The sequence below is a fragment of the Pseudomonas sp. FR229a genome, assembly GCF_030209115.1.
Taxonomy (GTDB): Bacteria; Pseudomonadota; Gammaproteobacteria; order Pseudomonadales; family Pseudomonadaceae; genus Aquipseudomonas; species Aquipseudomonas moraviensis_A.
Map to the genome: position 1 here is coordinate 24,064 of NZ_JARVSP010000018.1, position 19,105 is coordinate 43,168.

14 protein-coding genes and 1 tRNA gene are annotated in these 19,105 nt (G+C 61.4%); 11 read left to right on the top strand and 4 right to left on the bottom strand.

What is annotated here, in order from left to right; all coding sequences use genetic code 11:
- Nucleotides 1–235 precede the first annotated feature (235 nt).
- Genes pgaA through pgaD form a run of 4 tightly spaced genes read left to right on the top strand, consistent with a single transcriptional unit; the run spans nt 236 to nt 6,601 of the window.
- Nucleotides 236–2,716, top strand: a complete 2,481-nt coding sequence (gene pgaA, locus QRN33_RS14425; RefSeq protein ID WP_285409117.1) for a poly-beta-1,6 N-acetyl-D-glucosamine export porin PgaA — start codon at nt 236–238, stop codon at nt 2,714–2,716.
- A gap of 12 nt (nt 2,717–2,728) precedes the next feature.
- On the top strand, nt 2,729–4,726 hold the full coding sequence (gene pgaB / locus QRN33_RS14430; RefSeq protein ID WP_252881090.1) for a poly-beta-1,6-N-acetyl-D-glucosamine N-deacetylase PgaB: 1,998 nt from the start codon (nt 2,729–2,731) through the stop codon (nt 4,724–4,726).
- 1 nt (nt 4,727) lies between these two features.
- Complete coding sequence (gene pgaC, locus QRN33_RS14435) at nt 4,728–6,083, top strand: poly-beta-1,6-N-acetyl-D-glucosamine synthase (protein WP_042610160.1); 1,356 nt, start codon at nt 4,728–4,730, stop codon at nt 6,081–6,083.
- Nucleotides 6,080–6,601, top strand: coding sequence for a poly-beta-1,6-N-acetyl-D-glucosamine biosynthesis protein PgaD (gene pgaD / locus QRN33_RS14440; RefSeq protein WP_042610161.1), 522 nt, complete (start codon nt 6,080–6,082; stop codon nt 6,599–6,601). The genes pgaC and pgaD overlap by 4 nt, the downstream gene beginning before the upstream one ends.
- 109 nt (nt 6,602–6,710) lie before the next feature.
- Here pgaD and QRN33_RS14445 read toward each other — a convergent pair whose 3' ends face one another.
- Nucleotides 6,711–8,234 carry an FAD-dependent oxidoreductase gene (locus QRN33_RS14445; protein WP_285409120.1) on the bottom strand — a complete coding sequence of 508 codons (1,524 nt, stop codon included), beginning with the start codon at nt 8,232–8,234 and terminating at the stop codon, nt 6,711–6,713.
- Nucleotides 8,235–8,373: 139 nt separating this feature from the next.
- Between QRN33_RS14445 and QRN33_RS14450 the strand changes: the two genes are divergently transcribed.
- Both QRN33_RS14450 and QRN33_RS14455 read left to right on the top strand, forming a co-directional pair.
- The gene (locus QRN33_RS14450) at nt 8,374–8,934 is read left to right on the top strand and encodes a YbhB/YbcL family Raf kinase inhibitor-like protein (protein ID WP_123419717.1); all 561 of its coding nucleotides are present in this window, start codon (nt 8,374–8,376) and stop codon (nt 8,932–8,934) included.
- A 46-nt stretch (nt 8,935–8,980) separates the two neighbouring features.
- Nucleotides 8,981–9,250 (top strand): hypothetical protein, encoded by a 270-nt coding sequence (locus tag QRN33_RS14455; protein ID WP_177330582.1) that lies wholly within the window; start codon nt 8,981–8,983, stop codon nt 9,248–9,250.
- Nucleotides 9,251–9,327: 77 nt separating this feature from the next.
- Here QRN33_RS14455 and QRN33_RS14460 read toward each other — a convergent pair.
- Nucleotides 9,328–9,404 (bottom strand) — tRNA-Arg (locus QRN33_RS14460).
- Nucleotides 9,405–9,838: 434 nt separating this feature from the next.
- On the opposite strand from QRN33_RS14460, the gene gabD reads away from it, so the two are divergent.
- The 3 genes from gabD (at nt 9,839) to QRN33_RS14475 (ending at nt 14,090) form a co-directional block, all read left to right on the top strand.
- Nucleotides 9,839–11,281 (top strand): NADP-dependent succinate-semialdehyde dehydrogenase, encoded by a 1,443-nt coding sequence (gabD, locus tag QRN33_RS14465; protein ID WP_024011131.1) that lies wholly within the window; start codon nt 9,839–9,841, stop codon nt 11,279–11,281.
- Between the two features lie 184 nt (nt 11,282–11,465).
- Nucleotides 11,466–12,743, top strand: coding sequence for a 4-aminobutyrate--2-oxoglutarate transaminase (gene gabT / locus QRN33_RS14470; RefSeq protein WP_285409123.1), 1,278 nt, complete (start codon nt 11,466–11,468; stop codon nt 12,741–12,743).
- A gap of 135 nt (nt 12,744–12,878) precedes the next feature.
- Nucleotides 12,879–14,090, top strand: coding sequence for a response regulator (locus tag QRN33_RS14475; protein WP_285409125.1), 1,212 nt, complete (start codon nt 12,879–12,881; stop codon nt 14,088–14,090).
- A 133-nt stretch (nt 14,091–14,223) separates the two neighbouring features.
- Here QRN33_RS14475 and QRN33_RS14480 read toward each other — a convergent pair whose 3' ends face one another.
- Both QRN33_RS14480 and desA read right to left on the bottom strand, forming a co-directional pair.
- The gene (locus QRN33_RS14480; protein ID WP_042610167.1) at nt 14,224–15,213 is read right to left on the bottom strand and encodes a GGDEF domain-containing protein; all 990 of its coding nucleotides are present in this window, start codon (nt 15,211–15,213) and stop codon (nt 14,224–14,226) included.
- Between the two features lie 210 nt (nt 15,214–15,423).
- Nucleotides 15,424–16,608 carry a delta-9 fatty acid desaturase DesA gene (gene desA, locus QRN33_RS14485; protein ID WP_042610168.1) on the bottom strand — a complete coding sequence of 395 codons (1,185 nt, stop codon included), beginning with the start codon at nt 16,606–16,608 and terminating at the stop codon, nt 15,424–15,426.
- 147 nt (nt 16,609–16,755) lie between these two features.
- Here desA and dibA point away from each other — a divergent pair, with 147 nt between their 5' ends.
- Nucleotides 16,756–18,675 (top strand): phosphodiesterase DibA, encoded by a 1,920-nt coding sequence (dibA, locus tag QRN33_RS14490; RefSeq protein WP_285409128.1) that lies wholly within the window; start codon nt 16,756–16,758, stop codon nt 18,673–18,675.
- Nucleotides 18,676–18,912: 237 nt separating this feature from the next.
- Entirely contained in the window at nt 18,913–19,095 is a 183-nt protein-coding gene (gene oscA / locus QRN33_RS14495) for a sulfur starvation response protein OscA (RefSeq protein WP_007917682.1), read from the top strand.
- The last annotated feature ends 10 nt before the right edge of the window (nt 19,096–19,105 follow it).

Genomic DNA, 19,105 nt, shown 5'->3' on the forward strand with positions numbered 1-19,105 from the left:
ATCCACCGCGCGCCACCCGGACGCCCGGCCCCTGTGTGAACAGGCGCCGGGCGTTTTGCTGTACGGGTTTTGTACAGAAGGGCCGATTCTGAACAATTATTGCGATGTGAAAATTCGCTCTCGCTTGCGTGCAGACTGCCTCACCAAGCTTGGCCGAAGGCTGTCTTCTCGGCCACCGTTACGAATGGGCAAGGAGGGCATTGCGACCCGGCTGGCCATGTAAGGATGCTGACGAATGCCGCGTATTGATGGTCCTGTAGTACATCGTGGTTTGCGCCCTTTGTTCCGATTCGCCCTCTGCAGCCAGTTGCTCTGGCCGCTGCTGGCGTTGGCCGACACACCCTATGATGAAATGGTCCGCGATGCTCGCGCCGGGCACTACACGCCCGCGTTGACGGTGTTGCGTCAGGTGCCGCCGGGCCAGGCCAGCGACGGCCAGATCAGTGATCACCTGCAAATCGCCAGTTGGGCCGGGCTCGATGCCGAAGTGGTCAAGGTCTATGAAACCCAGGGCCGCGACCGCGTCCTGCCGGTTCAGGCGCTGACCGCCGCTGCGCGTGCCTACCGCAACCTCAAGCGCTGGGACCAGGCCACCCAGGTCTATAACCAGGCGCTGGCGCTGGAGCCGGACAACGCCGACCTGCAACTGGGTCTGGCGCTGACCCAGGCCGATTCCGGCAAGCCCGATCAGGCCGTCACCCGTGCCCAGGCGCTGGTCGCCGCCAAACCCGATGATCCGTCACGCCGCCTGGCCTTGGGCTATGCCCTCGGTCGCGCCGGCAAGCAGTACGACGCTCTCTTTGAATTCGATCAGGCCTTTATCCGCGCCGGCAACAAACCGGAAGTCGCCCGCGAGTACGTGGTCGCGCTGCAAAAGGCCCGTCTGCCTGAACCGGCGCTGCGTCTGGCCAGTCAGCGTCCCGGTCTGATTGATCCGGTGACCTTGCGCCGTCTCGAAGGCGATCTCGCCGCCGAACGTGTGCGCCTCGCCGAACTCGCCACCCGCAGCGAACAGGAACGCTACGTCATTGCTGACCGCGCGCTGGCCGATTACGACAAACTGCTCGCGACCTGGACGCCTGACGCCACTGCCCATGACGACGTGACGCGCTGGCGCATCGACCGCATGGGGGCGCTCAAGGCCCGGGCGCGCACCGCCGACGTCATCAGCGAATATCAAAAGCTGCAGGCCGAGGGCGTGCAGATTCCGACCTACGCCCTGCGGTGGGTGGCGGCGTCTTATCTCGATCAGCGTGAGCCGGAGATCGCCACCGATCTGTATCGCCAGGTGCTTTCAGCGCCTGACGCCGATGTCGGTGATCGTCTCGAAGACACCACTGCGCTGTACTACTCGCTGCTGGAAAGCGATCGCGCCGACGAGGCGCGCAAGGTCGCCGAAGACGCGGCGAAAGCCCAGCGTCCGCGCGTCGAACTCAAGGGTCTGCCGATCGGCAATCCCAACGATGAGTGGATGGACGCCCAGCAACTCGCGGCGCAGGCCGGCACTTACAGTTCCGACCTGCCCCACGGCGAAGAGCGTTTGCAGACTCTCATCGAGCAAGCGCCAGGCAATCTCGGCTTGCGTCTGGCCCAGGCCGATCTCTACCTCGCCCGCCAGTTGCCGCGCCGCGCGGAAAGCCAGCTCAAGGAAGCCGAGAGCGCGGCACCGCGCGACGCCGGCCTGGAGGTCGCTCAGGCGCGCACCGCGATGGAGTTGCAGGAGTGGCGGCAGAACGATGCGCTGGTCGACGACGTGGTCGCGCGCTATCCGGACAACCGCCAGGTGCAGCGACTGGCCCGCGAGCGCGAAGTGCATGACATGGCCGAGCTGCGCGTCGAAGCCTACGGCGGCAAGGCCAATGGTGGCGGCAGTGGCGATGCCGGTGCGGTCAGCGGCAGCCGTGATTTCGGCATCCAGAGCACGTTGTACAGCCCGCCGATCAACGAAGACTGGCGCGTGTTCGCCGGCGCCGGTTATGCCACCGGTGATTTCGCCGAAGGGACTGGCCACCATCGCTTCCAACGGGTCGGCCTGGAACGGCGTACCCGTGACATGACCCTCGAAGCCGAAGTGTCGAATCACGATTACGGCTTTGGTGACAAACAGGGCGCGCGCCTGGCGATCGCCCGCGACATCAACGATCACTGGCAGTACGGCGGCAGCCTCGAATACCTCTCGGCGGAAACACCGCTGCGCGCACTCAACAGCGATATCAAGGCCAATGGCGGCAGCGCATTCCTGCGCTGGCGCGCCAACGAAAGCCGCGAGTGGCGCGTCTCGGTCAGCCCGTCGCACTTCAGCGACGGCAACAACCGTGTCGAAGCGTTGGTGACCGGACGTGAAGGTATCTACAGCGCGCCGAACATCCAGGTCGATGCCGGTCTGGAAGTCGGCACCAGCCACAACTCGAAATCCGATGACGTGCCGTACTTCAACCCCAAGTCGGACTTCAGCGTGATGCCACTGGTCAACGTCAACCACGTGCTCTACCACCGTTACGAAACTTCCTGGAGCCAGCAATTCCAGGCCGGCGCCGGCACCTACAGCCAGCGCGACCACGGCACCGGCGGCATGGCGTTGCTCGGTTACGGCCAACGGTACGCCTGGAACGACGTGTTCGATGTGGGCGGCATGTTCAGTGTGATCAACCGGCCTTACGACGGTGATCGGGAAACTGATCTGCGTCTGCTCGTCGACCTCACTTTCCGCTTCTAGAAGAGTTTGAAGATGCCTTTTATCTCGCGTTTCATCCTTTTGCTGGGAGCGCTGCTGATCAGCGCCTGCGCCCAGCAGGCCCCGGCCTTCGCGCCGCCCTCCGAGCGCCCGGTCGCGGCCAGTGAACAACCGTGGCCAAAAAACCATGTGCTCGGCATCGCCTATCACGACGTTGAAGACCGTGATCCCGATCAGGCCGTGGTGGCAGTGCGCACCGAACGCATGATCGAGCAACTCGCCTGGCTGCGTGAAAACGGCTACAAACCGGTTACCGTCGACCAGATCATGGCCGCACGCAAGGGTGGCCCGCAGCTGCCGGCGAAAGCGGTGCTGCTCAGCTTCGACGACGGTTATGCCAGCTTCTATACCCGCGTCTTGCCGGTATTGCGCGCCTACAACTGGCACGCTTTGCTGGCGCCGGTCGGCACCTGGATCGACACACCGCTGAATCAGCCGGTGGACTTTGCCGGCACGCCGCGCAAGCGTTCGGACTTTCTGACCTGGGAGCAGGTCCGCGAAATTTCCAGGTCGGGGCTGGTAGAGATCGCCGCCCATACCGACGCCAGCCACAAAGGCATCCTCGCCAACCCGCAGGGCAACTTGCAGCCGGCCGCTGCGACCCGGCGCTATGACCCCGTGACCAAGCGCTACGAGTCCGAAGCCGATTTCCAGGCACGCATTCGTGCCGACGTGAAGACTATTTCCGAGAAGATCCGCCAGGTTACCGGTTACAAACCGCGGGTCTGGGTCTGGCCGTACGGCGCTGCTGACGGCACGTCGCTGAGCGTGGTTGGCGAGGAGGGCTATGAAATGGCCCTGACCCTGGACGACGGCCTCGACACCCTCGACAACCTGATGAGCGGGCCACGCTTCCTCGTTACCTCCGACCCTGACGGCGAGCATTTCGCCAACAGCATCGTCGCGGTGCAGGAAGAGTTGGCGATGCGCGTGGTGCATGTCGATCTGGATAACGTCTACGATCCGGACCCGGCGCAACAGGACATCAACCTCGGCAAACTGGTGCAGCGCATTTCTGACCTGGGCCCCACCACGGTGTTTCTGCAAGCTTTTGCCGATCCCAAGGGCGATGGTCTGGTGCACTCGCTGTACTTCCCCAACCGCCACTTGCCGGTGCGCGCCGACCTGTTCGACCGCGTCGCCTGGCAACTGCGCACCCGCGCTCACGTGAAGGTCTATGCATGGATGCCGGTGCTGAGTTTCGAGCTCGATTCGAAGCTGCCGCGGGTGACCCGCTGGGACCCGAAGACCGCCATCACGTCGGTCGATCCAAAGCAGTACAAGCGCCTGTCACCGTTCAATCCCGAAGTGCGGAAAGTCATTGGTGAAATCTACGAGGACCTGGCGAGTCTGACCTCGATCGACGGCGTTCTCTACCATGACGACGCAGTGCTGTCGGACTTCGAAGATGCCAGCCCGGATGCCTTGAAGGCCTACGCTGCACATGGGTTGCCCGGCTCGATTGCCGCGTTGCGCGACGACCCGGCGGCGATGCAACGCTGGACCCGCTTCAAGAGCCGCTACCTGATCGACTTCACCAACGAACTGACCGCCAGGGTCCGCGCCATTCGCGGCCCGCAGGTGCTGACCGCGCGCAACATCTTTGCCGAGCCGATGCTCAATCCCGAGAGCGAAGCGTGGTTCGCACAGAATCTCGACGATTTCCTCGCCACCTACGACTGGACGGCGCCGATGGCCATGCCATTGATGGAGAAACAGACCCGGGCCGAGTCCGGGCCGTGGCTGGAAACCTTGGTGGCCACGGTTAAAAAACGTCCCGGTGCGCTCAATCGCACGGTGTTCGAATTGCAGGCGCGTGACTGGAACCAGAAGGATCAGGCCGACATCGATGCCGCACAACTGGCGGACTGGATGGGCCGGCTCAAGCGCCAGGGCGCGACCAGTTTCGGTTACTACCCGGACAACTTCCTCGACAACCTGCCGGACCTGAAAACCGTAAGGCCTGCACTCTCCAACAAATGGAATCCATAACATGCTGGATAGACTGTTAGCCCTGCTTGTTCTGGCGATCGTTCTTGGCGTTCCGCTGGGGCTGATTTTCCTGGTGACCGGCCAGTTCCTGATGTCGTTCGTGTTCTTCTACCCGTTGTTCATGTCCGGGTTGTGGATCGCCGGCGGCCTGTATTTCTGGTTGCACTGGGAGCGCCACTGGCCATGGCAGGACGACACGCTGCCGCCGCCACTGGAAGGCGAGCCGCTGATCTCGATCCTGATTCCTTGCTACAACGAAGGCGACAACGCTGCCGACACCATTCACGCGGCACTGGCGCAGCATTACCCGAACATCGAAGTCATCGCGATCAACGACGGCTCCAAGGACAACACGGCTGAAGTTCTCGACGCACTGGCCAAGGAAGATCCTCGTTTGCGGGTCCTGCATCTGGCAGAGAACCAGGGCAAGGCTGTGGCCCTGCGCATGGGCGCGATTGCTGCGCGCAGCGAGTATCTGGTGTGCATCGATGGCGACGCCTTGCTGGCGCCCAATACCGCGGCCTATCTGGTCGCGCCGATGCTGGATAACGCACGTCTCGGCGCCGTGACTGGCAACCCGCGCATCCGCACACGGTCGACGTTGATCGGGCGGGTGCAGGTCGGCGAGTTCTCCTCGATCATCGGTCTGATCAAACGCACGCAACGGGTGTTCGGGCGCATCTTCACGGTCTCCGGGGTGATCGTCGCGTTCCGCCGTACCGCGCTGAACCGGGTCGGCTACTGGAGCCCGGACATGATCACCGAAGACATCGACATCAGCTGGAAGCTGCAGCTCGATCACTGGAGCATCTTTTACGAACCGCGCGCGCTGTGCTGGATCCTCATGCCGGAGACCCTCGGCGGCCTCTGGAAGCAGCGTTTGCGCTGGGCTCAGGGCGGCGCCGAAGTGCTGTTCAAGAACATTCGCGGCATCTGGCAGTATCGCCATCGTTACCTGTGGCCGCTGCTGTTCGAATACTGCCTGTCCACCGGTTGGGCGTTCACCTTCCTGTTGTCGGTGATTTTCTGGGGCATGGGCAAATTCATGGTCATGCCGGATGCAATCGCTGTGGATCACTTGATGCCACCGGCCTTCACCGGTCTGTTGCTGGCGGTGGTCTGTCTGGTGCAGTTCGCGGTCAGCATCGTTATCGATCGGCGCTATGAGCCGGGCCTGGGCAAGACCATGTTCTGGGTGGTCTGGTACCCGCTGGTGTTCTGGCTCGTCAGTCTGCTGACCACCTTGGTCAGTTTCCCCAAAGTGTTGTTCAGCCAACACAAGAAACGCGCGCGCTGGGTCAGTCCTGATCGGGGCATCCGACCGCTGGGCGACGAGCAGGAGGAAGTCATCAAATGAAAATTATCCGCACTCGCCAACGGCCCTTTCTGGTGGTGATCGACGTCATCCTTACCGTGATGGCCTGGATCGGCCTGCTGTACCTGTTGGTGCGCGGCCTATGGCCGTTGATCGAAACCACCGGCGGCCCGCGCATCGAGCACTCGGCGTTCGACGCCTTGGGCACCTTGCAGGTTTATCTGTGGGTGGCGGTGGTCAACGCAGTGATCCTGATTGGTTGGGCACGTTATCAGCAACGCAAGAGCCGCAGCTTCGCTCAGCGCCGGTTGCCCTCGCCGGTGATTGGTGATGAAGGTCTGAGCAAAAGCTTCAAGCTCTGCGATGAGCGTTTCCAGAAACTGCGCACGCCTGGCGTGATGACCATCCACAACGATCAGGACGGCGATATCAGCCACGTGGAAACGCATTTCTGGCCGGTGCAGCAGCAGGCATTGCCCGCGCCGCTGGGGCAACAGCGGGTGATCTTTCTGCATGCCGATGGCGATGACCAACGCGAGCCGGTAAACCGCCTGACGTGACCGAGACGGAGCCCGTAGGAGCTGACGAGTGAAACGAGGCTGCGATCTTTTGATCTTGTTTTTAACAGTCAAAAGATCGCAGCCTTCGGCAGCTCCTACAGGACCGGTATCAGGCCTGGATCAGCGTCCAGGCCTCTTTGATCCGCAGAGGTTGCTTCATCCGCTCGGCCAGCAGCGCCATCGCGCGTTGCTTGTCGCAGGCCACCGCCGCGACGACGATGCCGTTTTTCGCGAACAGACCAATGAACGGCGGCTTTTCCGGCTCGCCGTTGAACTCGACCTCGTCCCATTCTGCAGCGTGGCCGAGATAGTCGTAGTTCTTGCCGAAGTGGTACGTCCAGAAGAACGGCACATCCAGATAATGCTCCTCGCCACCGAGCATGTTGGCGGCGGCAATGCGCGCGTGTTGCTGGGCCAAACGCCAGTGCTCGATCCGGGTTGGCTGGCCGCTCAGCGGAAACGTGGCGATATCGCCGATGGCCCATAAACCATCGCCGACACGCATGCCGTCATCGACGCGCAAAGACTGATCATCTTCTTTGGACAGTGAGCCGAAGGCCTCGGTAGCCGGGTGAACGCCGACGCCAGCGAGGATCAAATCCGCCGCCAGGCGCAAACCGTTGTCGAGCAGCACGCCCTCGACCTTCTCTTCGCCAAAGATCTCGGTAGCCTCGTGCTCGCTGATGAACTTCACCCCGTGCTCTTCGTGCAACGCGCGAATCGCCTTGCCTACCGCTTCGCCGAATTGCTTGGCGAAAGGGATCGCATGACGCGCCAGCACGGTAACGTCGAGGCCATACTCGCGCAGGGCTGACGCGCATTCGAGGGCGATGAAACTGTCGCCGATGATCACCGCGCGCTGGCCCGGTTGAGCGGCGTTGATGATCTGTTCAGCCTGGGCTTTCGAACGCAGGACGAAGACGTTGGCCAGGTCAGCGCCGGGCAGCTTCAGCGGATTGGGCGCACCACCGGTGGCGAGTACCGCGGCGTCGTAGCGCAGGATTCCGCCATTGCTTAAATGAAGGGTTTTGCCTGGAGCGTCGAGTGCGCTGACTTCGCTTTGTACGCGTTCGATGCGTTGTGCTTGATAGAAGGCTTCATCGCGCAGGGGCGGGACCTCTTTCGGCGACATCTCCCCGGACAGAACAAATTTGCTCAACACCGTGCGGTCGTAGCCGGCATCCGGTTCGCCGTCGACCATAACGATGCGCCCGCCAAAACCCTTCTCGCGCAGTGCCGCCGCGCATGCCGTGCCTGCGGCGCCGGCGCCGACCACCACGAACGTTCTTGAATCGTCGGCCGGCGGGGTGTGCTGATCGGGCAGGGGCTGGTCATCGACCCAGATCTCCTCGCCGCGCAACTCCAGCGGAAAGCGCTTGAGACTGTCCAGCGACGGCGGCTCGCACAGGCCACCGTCCTCGGCGCGGTACGCGGCTTTGTGCCAAGGGCAGATCAACCTGCCGTGACACAACGCACCCTCGGCCAGTGGCGCACCGGCGTGTGGACACAGGCCCTGAAACGCTCGCAACTCTCCGTTGGCACGCAGCAGGACGATCTTGCAGTCGCCGATTTCGACTTGCAGGCCACGGTCTTGCGGGACATCGGCGAAACGGGCGACACGGTGCAGGGACATCTTCAGCTTCCTCGCAGGCATTTCTCTTGTGAGTTGAGGCCGCCGCGGGAGGTTCAGCCATTTGCTACTGCCAAGGCACGAACGGTACAGCTATAGTTTGCGGGCCGACGACGGCCTCACTGCACAAGGTGCTCCCGGAATGACCCGATTGACCTCTCTCAACCCATGGCTGGCGGCCATCGCCGTGACCCTTTGCGTGCAGTTCCCGGCGCAGGCCCAGGAGCGCTTCACCCTGAGCATCCCGGGCGTGTCGGATAACCGCCTGTTTACCTCGGCCGCCGCCAGCGACGCGCCTGGCTGCGGTGGCAAGAACCAGTCGCCAGCGCTGAGCTGGAACGCCGGCCCGGCCGGAACCCAGAGCTACGCCATCGTCATGCATGACCCGGACGGCCAGAAGGGCCTGGGCGTCGATCACTGGATTCACTATGGGATCAAACCCACCACCCACCAGATCGCGGCCGGCGTCGGCGCTAAATCCGCGCTCGAAGGAGTCGGCGGCACCAACAGCAAAGGCAACACCCATTACATGGGCCCATGCCCGCCAGTGGGCGACAGCGCGCATCACTACATCATTCAGATCTACGCGCTCGACCTCGCCCCGGACGCTTTGCCGGCCGGCCTGACCCGCGCCGAGCTGATGGACAAGATCAAAGGCCATGTACTGCGCAACAGCAGCGCGGTGCGGCGTTATCACCGCTGAGGTTCGGCCGCTTACGGGCGGCTGACTGCCCTGATTTCCCAGCCATTTGGCATTGCCCCGCGAAAACGCGCACTATCGAGCCATTGCCAATGCGCTGGAGGACACCGTGGCAGCAAAAATCGACCGCATCGCCCAGCTACTCAACTGCCCGGAGAAGGGCGAACAAATGCGGCGCGCAGTAACCGAGACACGTAAGGAATTTCTGCTGAATCAGCCGGAGGAAGACCTCGTTGATGAAGACGAGGTGTTTGAAGAGGTGGAGGAGGAGGGAGATGACGACGATGAATATGACGAGTTTGACTGGACGACGGAGTGACGGCGTTCCAGCGATCTTGTCATCGCCCACAAAAAAGCCCCGGACCATCACAGTCCGGGGCTTTCTCGTTTGATTCATGGTGCACCAGGCGGGATTCGAACCCACGACCCCTGCCTTCGGAGGGCAGTACTCTATCCAGCTGAGCTACTGGTGCAGCGGGCGACATCATACCTAGGTCGGCTCGGGGCGTCCATGCCGGGTTTGGCGGGTTTTGTCAGAGTGCGTGTCGGCACAAAATCGCTGCATTCCTTAAAGCGGTAACGTCCTGCAAAACCCTCGCTTGGCGCTTTGCCGGGGTTGATCTAAGGTTTTTCCTGCGGCACGGATTTTTGGTGCGTTGATCTGAAAAGCGGCATTTTTGTTCTTTTTTTCGAACGACCTATTGTCCTTTACCCCCTTTGAACCTACGATCCGTTTGAGATTTCAAACGCTCGTTGACGGGATGTTGCAGCGCAGGTTCGCCCGGTCGTGCACTGTCGATGCGCCACAATCCGCTCACTGATTTCCCTGACGGCAGCCTTGCGAGGCGCCTTTCTACAATCATAATTTGCTCCGCGCAGGCCGCGGTGCTGTTAAGGAAAAGCCGACATGCAGCTTAAAGACACCCAGTTGTTCCGCCAGCAAGCCTTCATCGATGGCGCTTGGGTCGATGCGGACAACGGTCAGACGATCAAGGTCAACAACCCGGCCACCGGCGAGATCCTCGGCACCGTGCCGAAGATGGGCGCCGCAGAAACTCGCCGTGCCATCGAGGCCGCCGACAAGGCGCTGCCGGCCTGGCGTGCACTGACCGCCAAGGAGCGTGCCGGCAAGCTGCGTCGCTGGTTCGAGCTGATGATCGAGAACCAGGACGATCTCGCGCGCCTGATGACCCTCGAGCAAGGCAAGCCGCTGGCCGAAGCCAAGGGCGAAATCGTTTACGCCGCATCGTTCATCGAGTGGTTCGCCGAAGAAGCCAAGCGCATCTACGGTGATGTGATTCCAGGCCACCAGCCGGACAAGCGCCTGATCGTGATCAAGCAGCCGATCGGCGTCACCGCCGCGATCACTCCGTGGAACTTCCCGGCAGCAATGATCACTCGCAAGGCCGGCCCGGCGCTGGCCGCCGGTTGCACCATGGTGCTCAAGCCAGCATCGCAAACTCCATTTTCCGCTTTCGCCCTGGCCGAACTGGCTCAGCGCGCGGGCATTCCGGCGGGTGTGTTCAGCGTGGTGTCCGGCAGCGCCGGCGATATCGGCAGCGAGCTGACCAGCAACCCGATCGTGCGCAAACTGTCCTTCACCGGCTCGACCGAAATCGGTCGCCAGTTGATGGCCGAATGCGCCAAGGACATCAAGAAAGTCTCGCTGGAACTGGGCGGCAACGCGCCGTTCATCGTGTTCGACGATGCGGATCTGGATAAGGCCGTCGAAGGCGCGATCATTTCCAAATACCGCAACAACGGCCAGACCTGCGTCTGCGCCAACCGTCTGTACATTCAGGACGCGGTCTACGATGCGTTCGCCGAGAAGCTGAAAGTGGCTGTGGCCAAACTGAAAATCGGCAACGGTCTGGAAGACGGCACCACCACCGGCCCGCTGATCGACGAAAAAGCCGTGGCCAAGGTTCAGGAACACATCGCTGACGCCGTGAGCAAAGGCGCGACCGTACTGGCCGGCGGCAAGGCGATGGAAGGCAACTTCTTCGAGCCGACCATCCTCACCAACGTGCCGAAAAACGCGGCCGTGGCCAAGGAAGAAACCTTCGGTCCGCTGGCGCCGCTGTTCCGCTTCAAAGACGAAGCGGAAGTGATCGCCATGTCCAACGACACCGAATTCGGGCTCGCCTCGTATTTCTACGCACGCGACCTCGGCCGTGTGTTCCGTGTCGCCGAAGCGCTGGAATACGGCATGGTCGGCGTCAACACCGGGCTGATCTCCAACGAAGTCGCGCCGTTCGGCGGCATCAAGGCCTCGGGCCTGGGCCGTGAAGGTTCCAAGTACGGCATCGAAGATTACCTGGAAATCAAATACCTCTGCCTGGGCATCTAAGCCGGGAATGGGATCGCTGCAAACGCAAAGGGCACGAGAGCGCTGTCCTTTGCGTCGTTTCAAAACGGAATTTTCTCTGCGGCCGGGAACGCCGTGGCAGTCGATCATCGCATGCTGCCACCGCCGATTCCTCCCGCTTCATCCTTGAACCACGCCGCCCGATGAGCGGCGAATGAGGACTGTAATGAGCAAGACTAACGCTGAACTGATGGCCCGCCGCACCAATGCCGTACCTCGTGGTGTTGGCCAGATTCACCCGATCTTCGCCGAATCGGCAAAGAACGCAACGGTGACCGACGTCGAAGGTCGTGAGTTCATCGACTTCGCTGGCGGCATTGCTGTACTGAACACCGGCCACGTGCACCCGAAAATCATCGCTGCCGTAACCGAACAGCTGAACAAGCTGACCCACACTTGCTTCCAGGTGCTGGCCTACGAGCCGTACGTTGAGCTGTGCGAAAAAATCAACGCCAAGGTGCCGGGCGATTTCGCCAAGAAAACCCTGCTGGTGACCACCGGTTCCGAAGCGGTGGAAAACGCGGTGAAGATCGCCCGTGCCGCCACCGGCCGCGCTGGCGTGATCGCGTTCACCGGCGCTTACCACGGTCGCACCATGATGACCCTGGGCCTGACCGGTAAAGTCGTGCCGTACTCGGCGGGCATGGGCCTGATGCCAGGCGGCATCTTCCGCGCGCTGTACCCGAACGAACTGCACGGTGTGAGCATCGACGACTCGATCGCCTCCATCGAACGCATCTTCAAGAACGACGCCGAGCCGAAAGACATCGCCGCGATCATCATCGAGCCGGTGCAGGGTGAGGGTGGTTTCTACGTTGCGCCGAAGGAATTCATGAAGCGTCTGCGCGCGCTGTGCGACCAGCACGGCATTCTGCTGATCGCTGACGAAGTGCAGACCGGCGCTGGCCGTACCGGCACTTTCTTCGCCATGGAACAGATGGGCGTTGCCGCCGACCTGACCACCTTCGCCAAGTCCATCGCTGGCGGTTTCCCGCTGGCCGGCGTGTGCGGCAAGGCCGAGTACATGGACGCCATCGCCCCGGGTGGCTTGGGCGGCACCTACGCTGGTAGCCCGATCGCTTGCGCCGCTGCGCTGGCCGTGATGGAAGTGTTCGAAGAAGAGCAACTGCTGGATCGCTGCAAGGCTGTCGGCGAGCGTCTGGTGACCGGCCTGAAGGCCATTCAGGCCAAGTACCCGGTGATCGGTGAGGTGCGCGCGCTGGGCGCGATGATCGCGGTCGAGCTGTTCGAAAACGGCGACAGCCACAAGCCAAACCCGACCGCTGTAGCGGCTGTTGTCGCCAAGGCGCGGGACAAGGGCCTGATCCTGCTGTCCTGCGGCACTTACGGTAACGTGCTGCGCGTGCTGGTCCCGCTGACTTCGCCGGACGAGCAACTGGACAAAGGTCTGGCGATCATCGAAGAGTGCTTCGCTGAGCTCTGATTCGTCGGTGTGACCTGCTCGACAAAAACCCGCTTCGGCGGGTTTTTTTACGCCCGTTGAAACACATCGGCCGCGTTTGCGCTGTAACGAATGTCCGGCATTGGCTAAGGTTCAGGCATTGCAAGGAGAGCGCGCATGACTGCCGTTGATTTACCCGCCGTACCCCGGGTGTTGATTGCCGAGGCCGATCCCTGGTCTCGCGACCTGCTTAAACAAGTACTGCTCAACGTGCGCTGCGATGCGCGCCTGGATCTGTGCGCCGACGGCCAGCAAGCGCTGTCGTTGCTTGGCGAGGTGCCGTATGACCTGGCCATCGTCGATTGGGAGCTGCCCGGCATCGATGGATTGCATGTGCTGCGCAGCGTTCGCCAGCGCAAACGCAACCCGCCACTGCCGTTCATTCTGATGAGCAGCCGCAACGACAGCGCCAGCGTGCGCGAAGCGATCCCGCTGGCGCCGACCGCGTACCTGACCAAACCGTTGAACATGGAAGGCCTGACCGAGCGCTTGCAGGGTTTGCTGCTCAACGCCGGCGAAGCCGTGGTCTGCGAAGTGCCGGCACTGGCGCCGGGCATGACCCTGTCAGTGTTTCTGGAACGGCGTCGCGAGCAGGCCGATGGCGCGCCGCTGATGACCGACGTGCAAGTGGCGGTCAAGCGCAGCCTCAATCAAGAAGGGCTGGACCTGAAACTGCTGGAGGAAGAGGTTCGCACCGATCCGCAGATCACCGCGGTGCTGATCGCGGCCGCCAACAGTGCTGCGCAGCACCATGGCGCGCCAGTGCAGACCCTGGCGCAGGCGCTGCATCGACTCGGCACCGGGCAAAGCATGAACCTGATACTCGGGCTGGCGCTCAAACGCAGCGCCCGGCTCAGCAATGCGTGCCTGGCAGATTACGCCGAGCGCTACTGGGGGCTGTCACTGCACACGGCGGAATATGCCCGCACGCTGGCGCGCTTGCTCGATCTGGATCAGGAACGCTGCTATTGCGCGGGCATGCTGCATCGACTCGGCGATCTGGCGCTGCTGCGCTGCTTGCAGGAATGGCAACAGGCCGGCGGCGAGCTGGACGAGCTGGAAGAGGTCGGTGAAGCGTTGGCGAAGTTTGCCGCTTCCTACGGCTCGGCATTGAGAACTCGCTGGCGGCTGCCGCTGGAGTTGCGCGAGTTGATTGCTTCGGTCTACCAGCTCGGTGGTGGCGTTTACAGTCGCGAGGCGCTGGTGATGAACATGGCGGCGCAGATGGCGCGGCTGACCGAGCATGAAGGCGTCGAGGAACTGGCGAAGAGCAGGACGGCGCGGTTGCTGAAGATCGGCTTGCCGGAGTTGATGCGGATGCGCAAATAACCGGCTTACATAAACCCTGTAGGAGTGAGCCTGCTCGCGATAGCGGAGTGTCAGTTATTAAAGTTTCGTCTGACGCTCCGCTATCGCGAGCAGGCTCACTTCTACAGGGGGATGTATTGAATATGAGACCGGGTCAGGCCGCAATAATCCGGTTCTTGCCCTGCCGCTTCGCCTCGTACATCGCCGCATCCGCGCGGGCGAACAGGTTGTCGAGGCTCTTGTCTTCGTCGGTGAGATTGGTCAGGCCCTGGCTCACGGTGATGCTGAACGGCTGACCGTCATGGTTGAAGCGCAGCCGCTGGATTTCCTGCTGCAGTCGCTCTGCCACTTGCACGGCCATCTCCGGCGCACAGCCGGGGAACACCGCAGCGAACTCCTCACCGCCAATCCGCCCGAACAGGTCGCCACGACGCAATGATCCACGCCCGCACTCGGCGATCCGTTGCAGCACGTTGTCGCCTTCGGGATGGCCGTAGCTGTCGTTGATCACTTTGAAGTCATCGATGTCCAGCAGCAGGAAGGCCAGCGGTGTGCCGTGGCGACGGGCCTCGGCGAACTCGCGGTGGGCACATTCGAAGAAGTGGCGGCGGTTGCTGCTCTGCGTCAGCACATCGGTGGTGGCCAAGCGTTGCAGCTCGGTTTCCATGTTTTTCTTGTCAGTGATGTCTTCAGCGATGCCGACGATGATCACCGGTTGACCGGGCTCGTCCTGCCGATTGATGAAGCATTTGTCGCTGATCCAGCGCACCTGGCCGTCGGCGGCGATGATGCGGTACTCGCGATCCTCCACCGCACCTCGGTGCAGGACTTCGGCGAGGCTCTGTTCGGCGTACTCGAGATCATCGGGATAGATGCTGTCACGCCACTGGTTGTAGTCAGCCAGCAAGAGTGCTGCGGAGCGGCCGAAAATCCGTTCGTACGCCGGGCTGACATACAGCACCTGACGTGTTTCCCAGTTGAAAGCCCAGAGCACGGCGTTGACGCTGACCAGCAGCGAACTGATCAACTGTTCGCGTTCGCTCAGGCGCGCGACTTCGCCTTGCGCGTGCATCAGCGCCATCAACGTTTGCGCGGCCTCGGGCCATTGGGTGAAGGATGTGTCTTTCTGGTTGTTGTTGACCATCGGCACAGATCTCAAAGGGCGCGCCGCAATGTCGACAACGGCCACAGGACAACCCGCCGGGATGGCGAAGTGTCTTTGAGATAGAGGATTTTCGGCGAAGTTCCCGGCCATTACCGAGTCCCGCCAGGCGGCGAGCTGTAGGAGCTGACGAGTGCAACGAGGCTGCGATCTCTTGATCTTAAGAATCAAAAGACCGCAGCCAGTGCCGGATCAAACCGCCGCAGGACGCAGCGAGTAGGTTTTCAGCTGATCGGCAAAATCACGCAACGACTGGATGCCACTGGCCTCGGCCTCGTGAATCCATTCCTTGATGGCAGCGAGCATGTCGTGGCCATTGGAACTGGTCTTGACCCAGATCTGCTGCAGGGCCAGGCGTTTTTCGTAAATGACTTTCAGCGCCTGGCTGTGTTCCAGCATGGTCTGGATGCGCAGGTGATGACGGTCTTCCAGCAGGCTGGTTTCCCGCGACAGCAGGCGTTTGGCCCGGTGGAACTGGTGGCGTACCGAATGATCGACCTTGGCCAGCTCCTGCTTGACCAGCGGACCAATCACCAATTTGCGGTACTGGGCCATGATCTGGAAGCGGTTGTTGAGGATCGCCATGGCAGTGTCCATGTCGAGGCTGCCCTTGCCTTCAACGCGGTGGGCGATCGGTGCGACCCGCTGCACCTTGGCCAGACGCAGGAAGCAGAAGACCTTGATCCACGCCCAGCCGAGGTCGAATTCCCATTTCTTCACCGACAGCTTGGCCGAGTTGGGATAGGTGTGATGGTTGTTGTGCAGTTCTTCACCGCCGATCAGGATGCCCCAGGGCACCAGATTGGTCGCCGCATCACGGCATTCGAAATTGCGATAGCCGACGGCGTGGCCCAGGCCGTTGATGACACCTGCGGCCCACACCGGAATCCACATCATCTGGATTGCCCAGATGGTGATGCCGATGGTGCCGAACAGCAGAAGGTCGATCACGCCCATGATCGCCACGCCCAGTAATGGATAGCGGCTGTACAGGTTGCGTTCGATCCAGTCTTCCGGGCAGTTCTTGCCGTAGATGCGCAGGGTCTCCGGGTTCTGTGCTTCGCTGCGGTACAGCTCGGCACCGGTGCGCAGCACGGTGGACAGGCCCTTGATCACCGGGCTGTGCGGGTCATCTTCGGTTTCGCATTTGGCGTGGTGTTTGCGGTGGATGGCGGTCCACTCGCGGGTGTTCTGCGCCGTGGTCAGCCACAGCCAGAAACGGAAAAAGTGCTTCAGACCCGCATTCAGCTCGAGCGAGCGATGGGCCGAGTAACGGTGCAGATAGACCGTGACGGCAACAATCGTCACATGGGTCATCAGCAGGGTGACCGCGACCAGTGACCAGGCCGACAAGCCAAGAAAACCTTCGTACCACATAGGCTATAGGGCCCTCGATAAAGATAAAAACAGCCGTTGCATTATCACTAAGCACACAGATAAAACCAGTCGCCCTTTCAGATAAGAAGTCGCTGAATGTTTCTTGACCTATAATTCCAACCTTTTTGTAGGGACATGGACGACCGAATGTCTGCGACTTACCGCGATGCCTTGCGTGCAGCGCTGCTCTACCTGGTACTGGCCGCCGTGTGGCTGCAGGTTTCTGATCATTTATTAAGCAAATTCTTCGATGACTCCGGTGAGCGGGCCCATTGGCAACTGATCAACGGTTATCTGCTGGCAGCGGTCAGCGCCGGGGTGATTTTTCTCGCGCGGGCGCGTCTGTGTCGGTTTCTCGGCATCGGCGCACGCTTGCGTGAGCGGCATACCGACCGCGAGCGCCTGCGTCAGGCGGCCGCCGTGTTCGACTGCACCCGCGAAGGTGTACTGGTCACCGACCATCGAGGCTCGATCGTCCACGTCAACCGCGCTTTCATCGAGATCACCGGTTATCGGCGCGACGAGGTCATCGGCCAGCAGCCCAGTCTGTTCAAGTCCGGCCATCATCCGCCGGGCTTCTATCAGGCGATGTTCGCTACCCTCGAGGCTGAAGGTGAATGGAGCGGCGAGATCTGGAACCGGCGCAAGACCGGCGAGATTTATCCACAGTGGCAGACGATCCGGGTGATTCACGATGATTTCGGTCGGCTCAGCCATTATGTGGCGGTGTTCTCCGACATCAGTGCGATCAAGGATTCCGAGTCCGAGCTCAAACACCTGGCGCATCACGATCCGTTGACCGATCTGCCCAATCGCCTGCTGTTCAGTGATCGCGCCGAGCAGGCGCTGGCGTCGGCGCAGACGCACAAGCGTGGCTGCGCGCTGCTGCTGCTCGATCTGGACCATTTCAAGATGATCAATGACAGCCTCGGGCATAACGTCGGTGATCGGTTACTCAAAGCGGTGGCGACGCGTTTGCAGGAACTGTTCGGCCCCGGCATCACCCTGGCGCGACTGGGCGGTGATGAATTCGCCGTGCTCGCGGAAAGTTGTCCACAGCCCGCGCAGGCGGCGGCATTGGCACAACGGATTCTGGACGCGTTGAAGGAGCCGATGCTGATTGACGGCAATCAACTGTTTATCAACGCCAGCATCGGCATCAGCCTGTTTCCCAGCGATGCCTTGAGCGCCGAGCAGTTGCTGCGCAACGCCGACAGCGCGCTGTTCAAAGCCAAAAGCAGCGGGCGCAACGGCTACGCGCTGTACACCGAAGAGCTGACCGCGCACGCTCAGCAACGGGTCGAAATCGCCTTCGAACTGCGCCGGGCATTGGAGCAGCAGGAATTGCGTGTCTATTACCAGCCGGTGCACGACCTGCAAAGCAGCCGTCTGATCGGCGTCGAGGCACTGGTGCGCTGGCAGCATCCGCAGCGCGGCCTGGTGTCACCGGCAGAATTCATTCCGATTGCCGAGCGCACCGGTCTGATCGCCGACATCGATGCCTGGGTGATGCAGCAGGCTTGTCGACAGATGTGCCAATGGCAGCAAAGCGGCGTGGTGCTGTCGTTCGTCGCGGTGAATGTCTCGTCGCGGCTGTTTGCCCGGCGTGAGCTTTACCAGCAGGTGGCGCAGGTGCTGCACGACACCGGGCTGGATCCGGCCCATCTGGAACTGGAAGTCACCGAAAGCGCGGTAATGGACGATCCAGAAGTGGCGCTGGAGCAAATGCATCGGTTGCGTGAACTGGGTGTGCGCCTGGCCATTGATGATTTCGGCACCGGCTATTCTTCGCTGCTGCGGCTCAAGCGCCTGCCGGTGCAGAAACTCAAGATCGATCAGGGTTTCGTTGCCGGGTTGCCCTGGGACGAGGATGACGTGGCGATTGTCCGGGTGATCATCGCGCTGGCGCGGAGCATGGGAATGCAGGTGCATGCCGAGGGGATCGAGGAGGTTGAGCAAGCGGCGTTTTTGCTTGAGCAGGCGTGTGATCTGGGGCAGGGATATTGGTTTGGGCGACCAATTTCTGCGGCGGAAATTGATTGGGAGCGTGCTCCACTGATTAGTTAAAGATCAAAAGATCGCAGCCTTCGGCAGCTCCTACGGGGATCGGTGCAGGAGTTGATACAGGCTGTGATCTTTTGCTTTTACAGGCTGCAACCCCTTGTGCGGGCAGACAAACATTTCTGGTTATATAAACATTCTTAAATAGTCTTTTTAAGAATATCCGTGCCTCTCTTATATTGCTCCCACGCCGAACGCAGTGCCGCCCACTGCCAGGCAAAATCCCTTCAAAGGAGCAGCACCATGAGCGCATCCCTTCGCAGCGTTGACGGTCAGGACGAAAGCACCATCTTGCGTGAAATCCAGAGCGCCCTGCGCGATCTGCGGTTCGGCGCGGTGGAGATCACTGTGCACAACGCGCAAGTCGTACAGATCGAACGCAAAGAGAAATTCCGTTTGCAGCAACCCGGTAAACAACCGGGCTGAGCTTAAGATC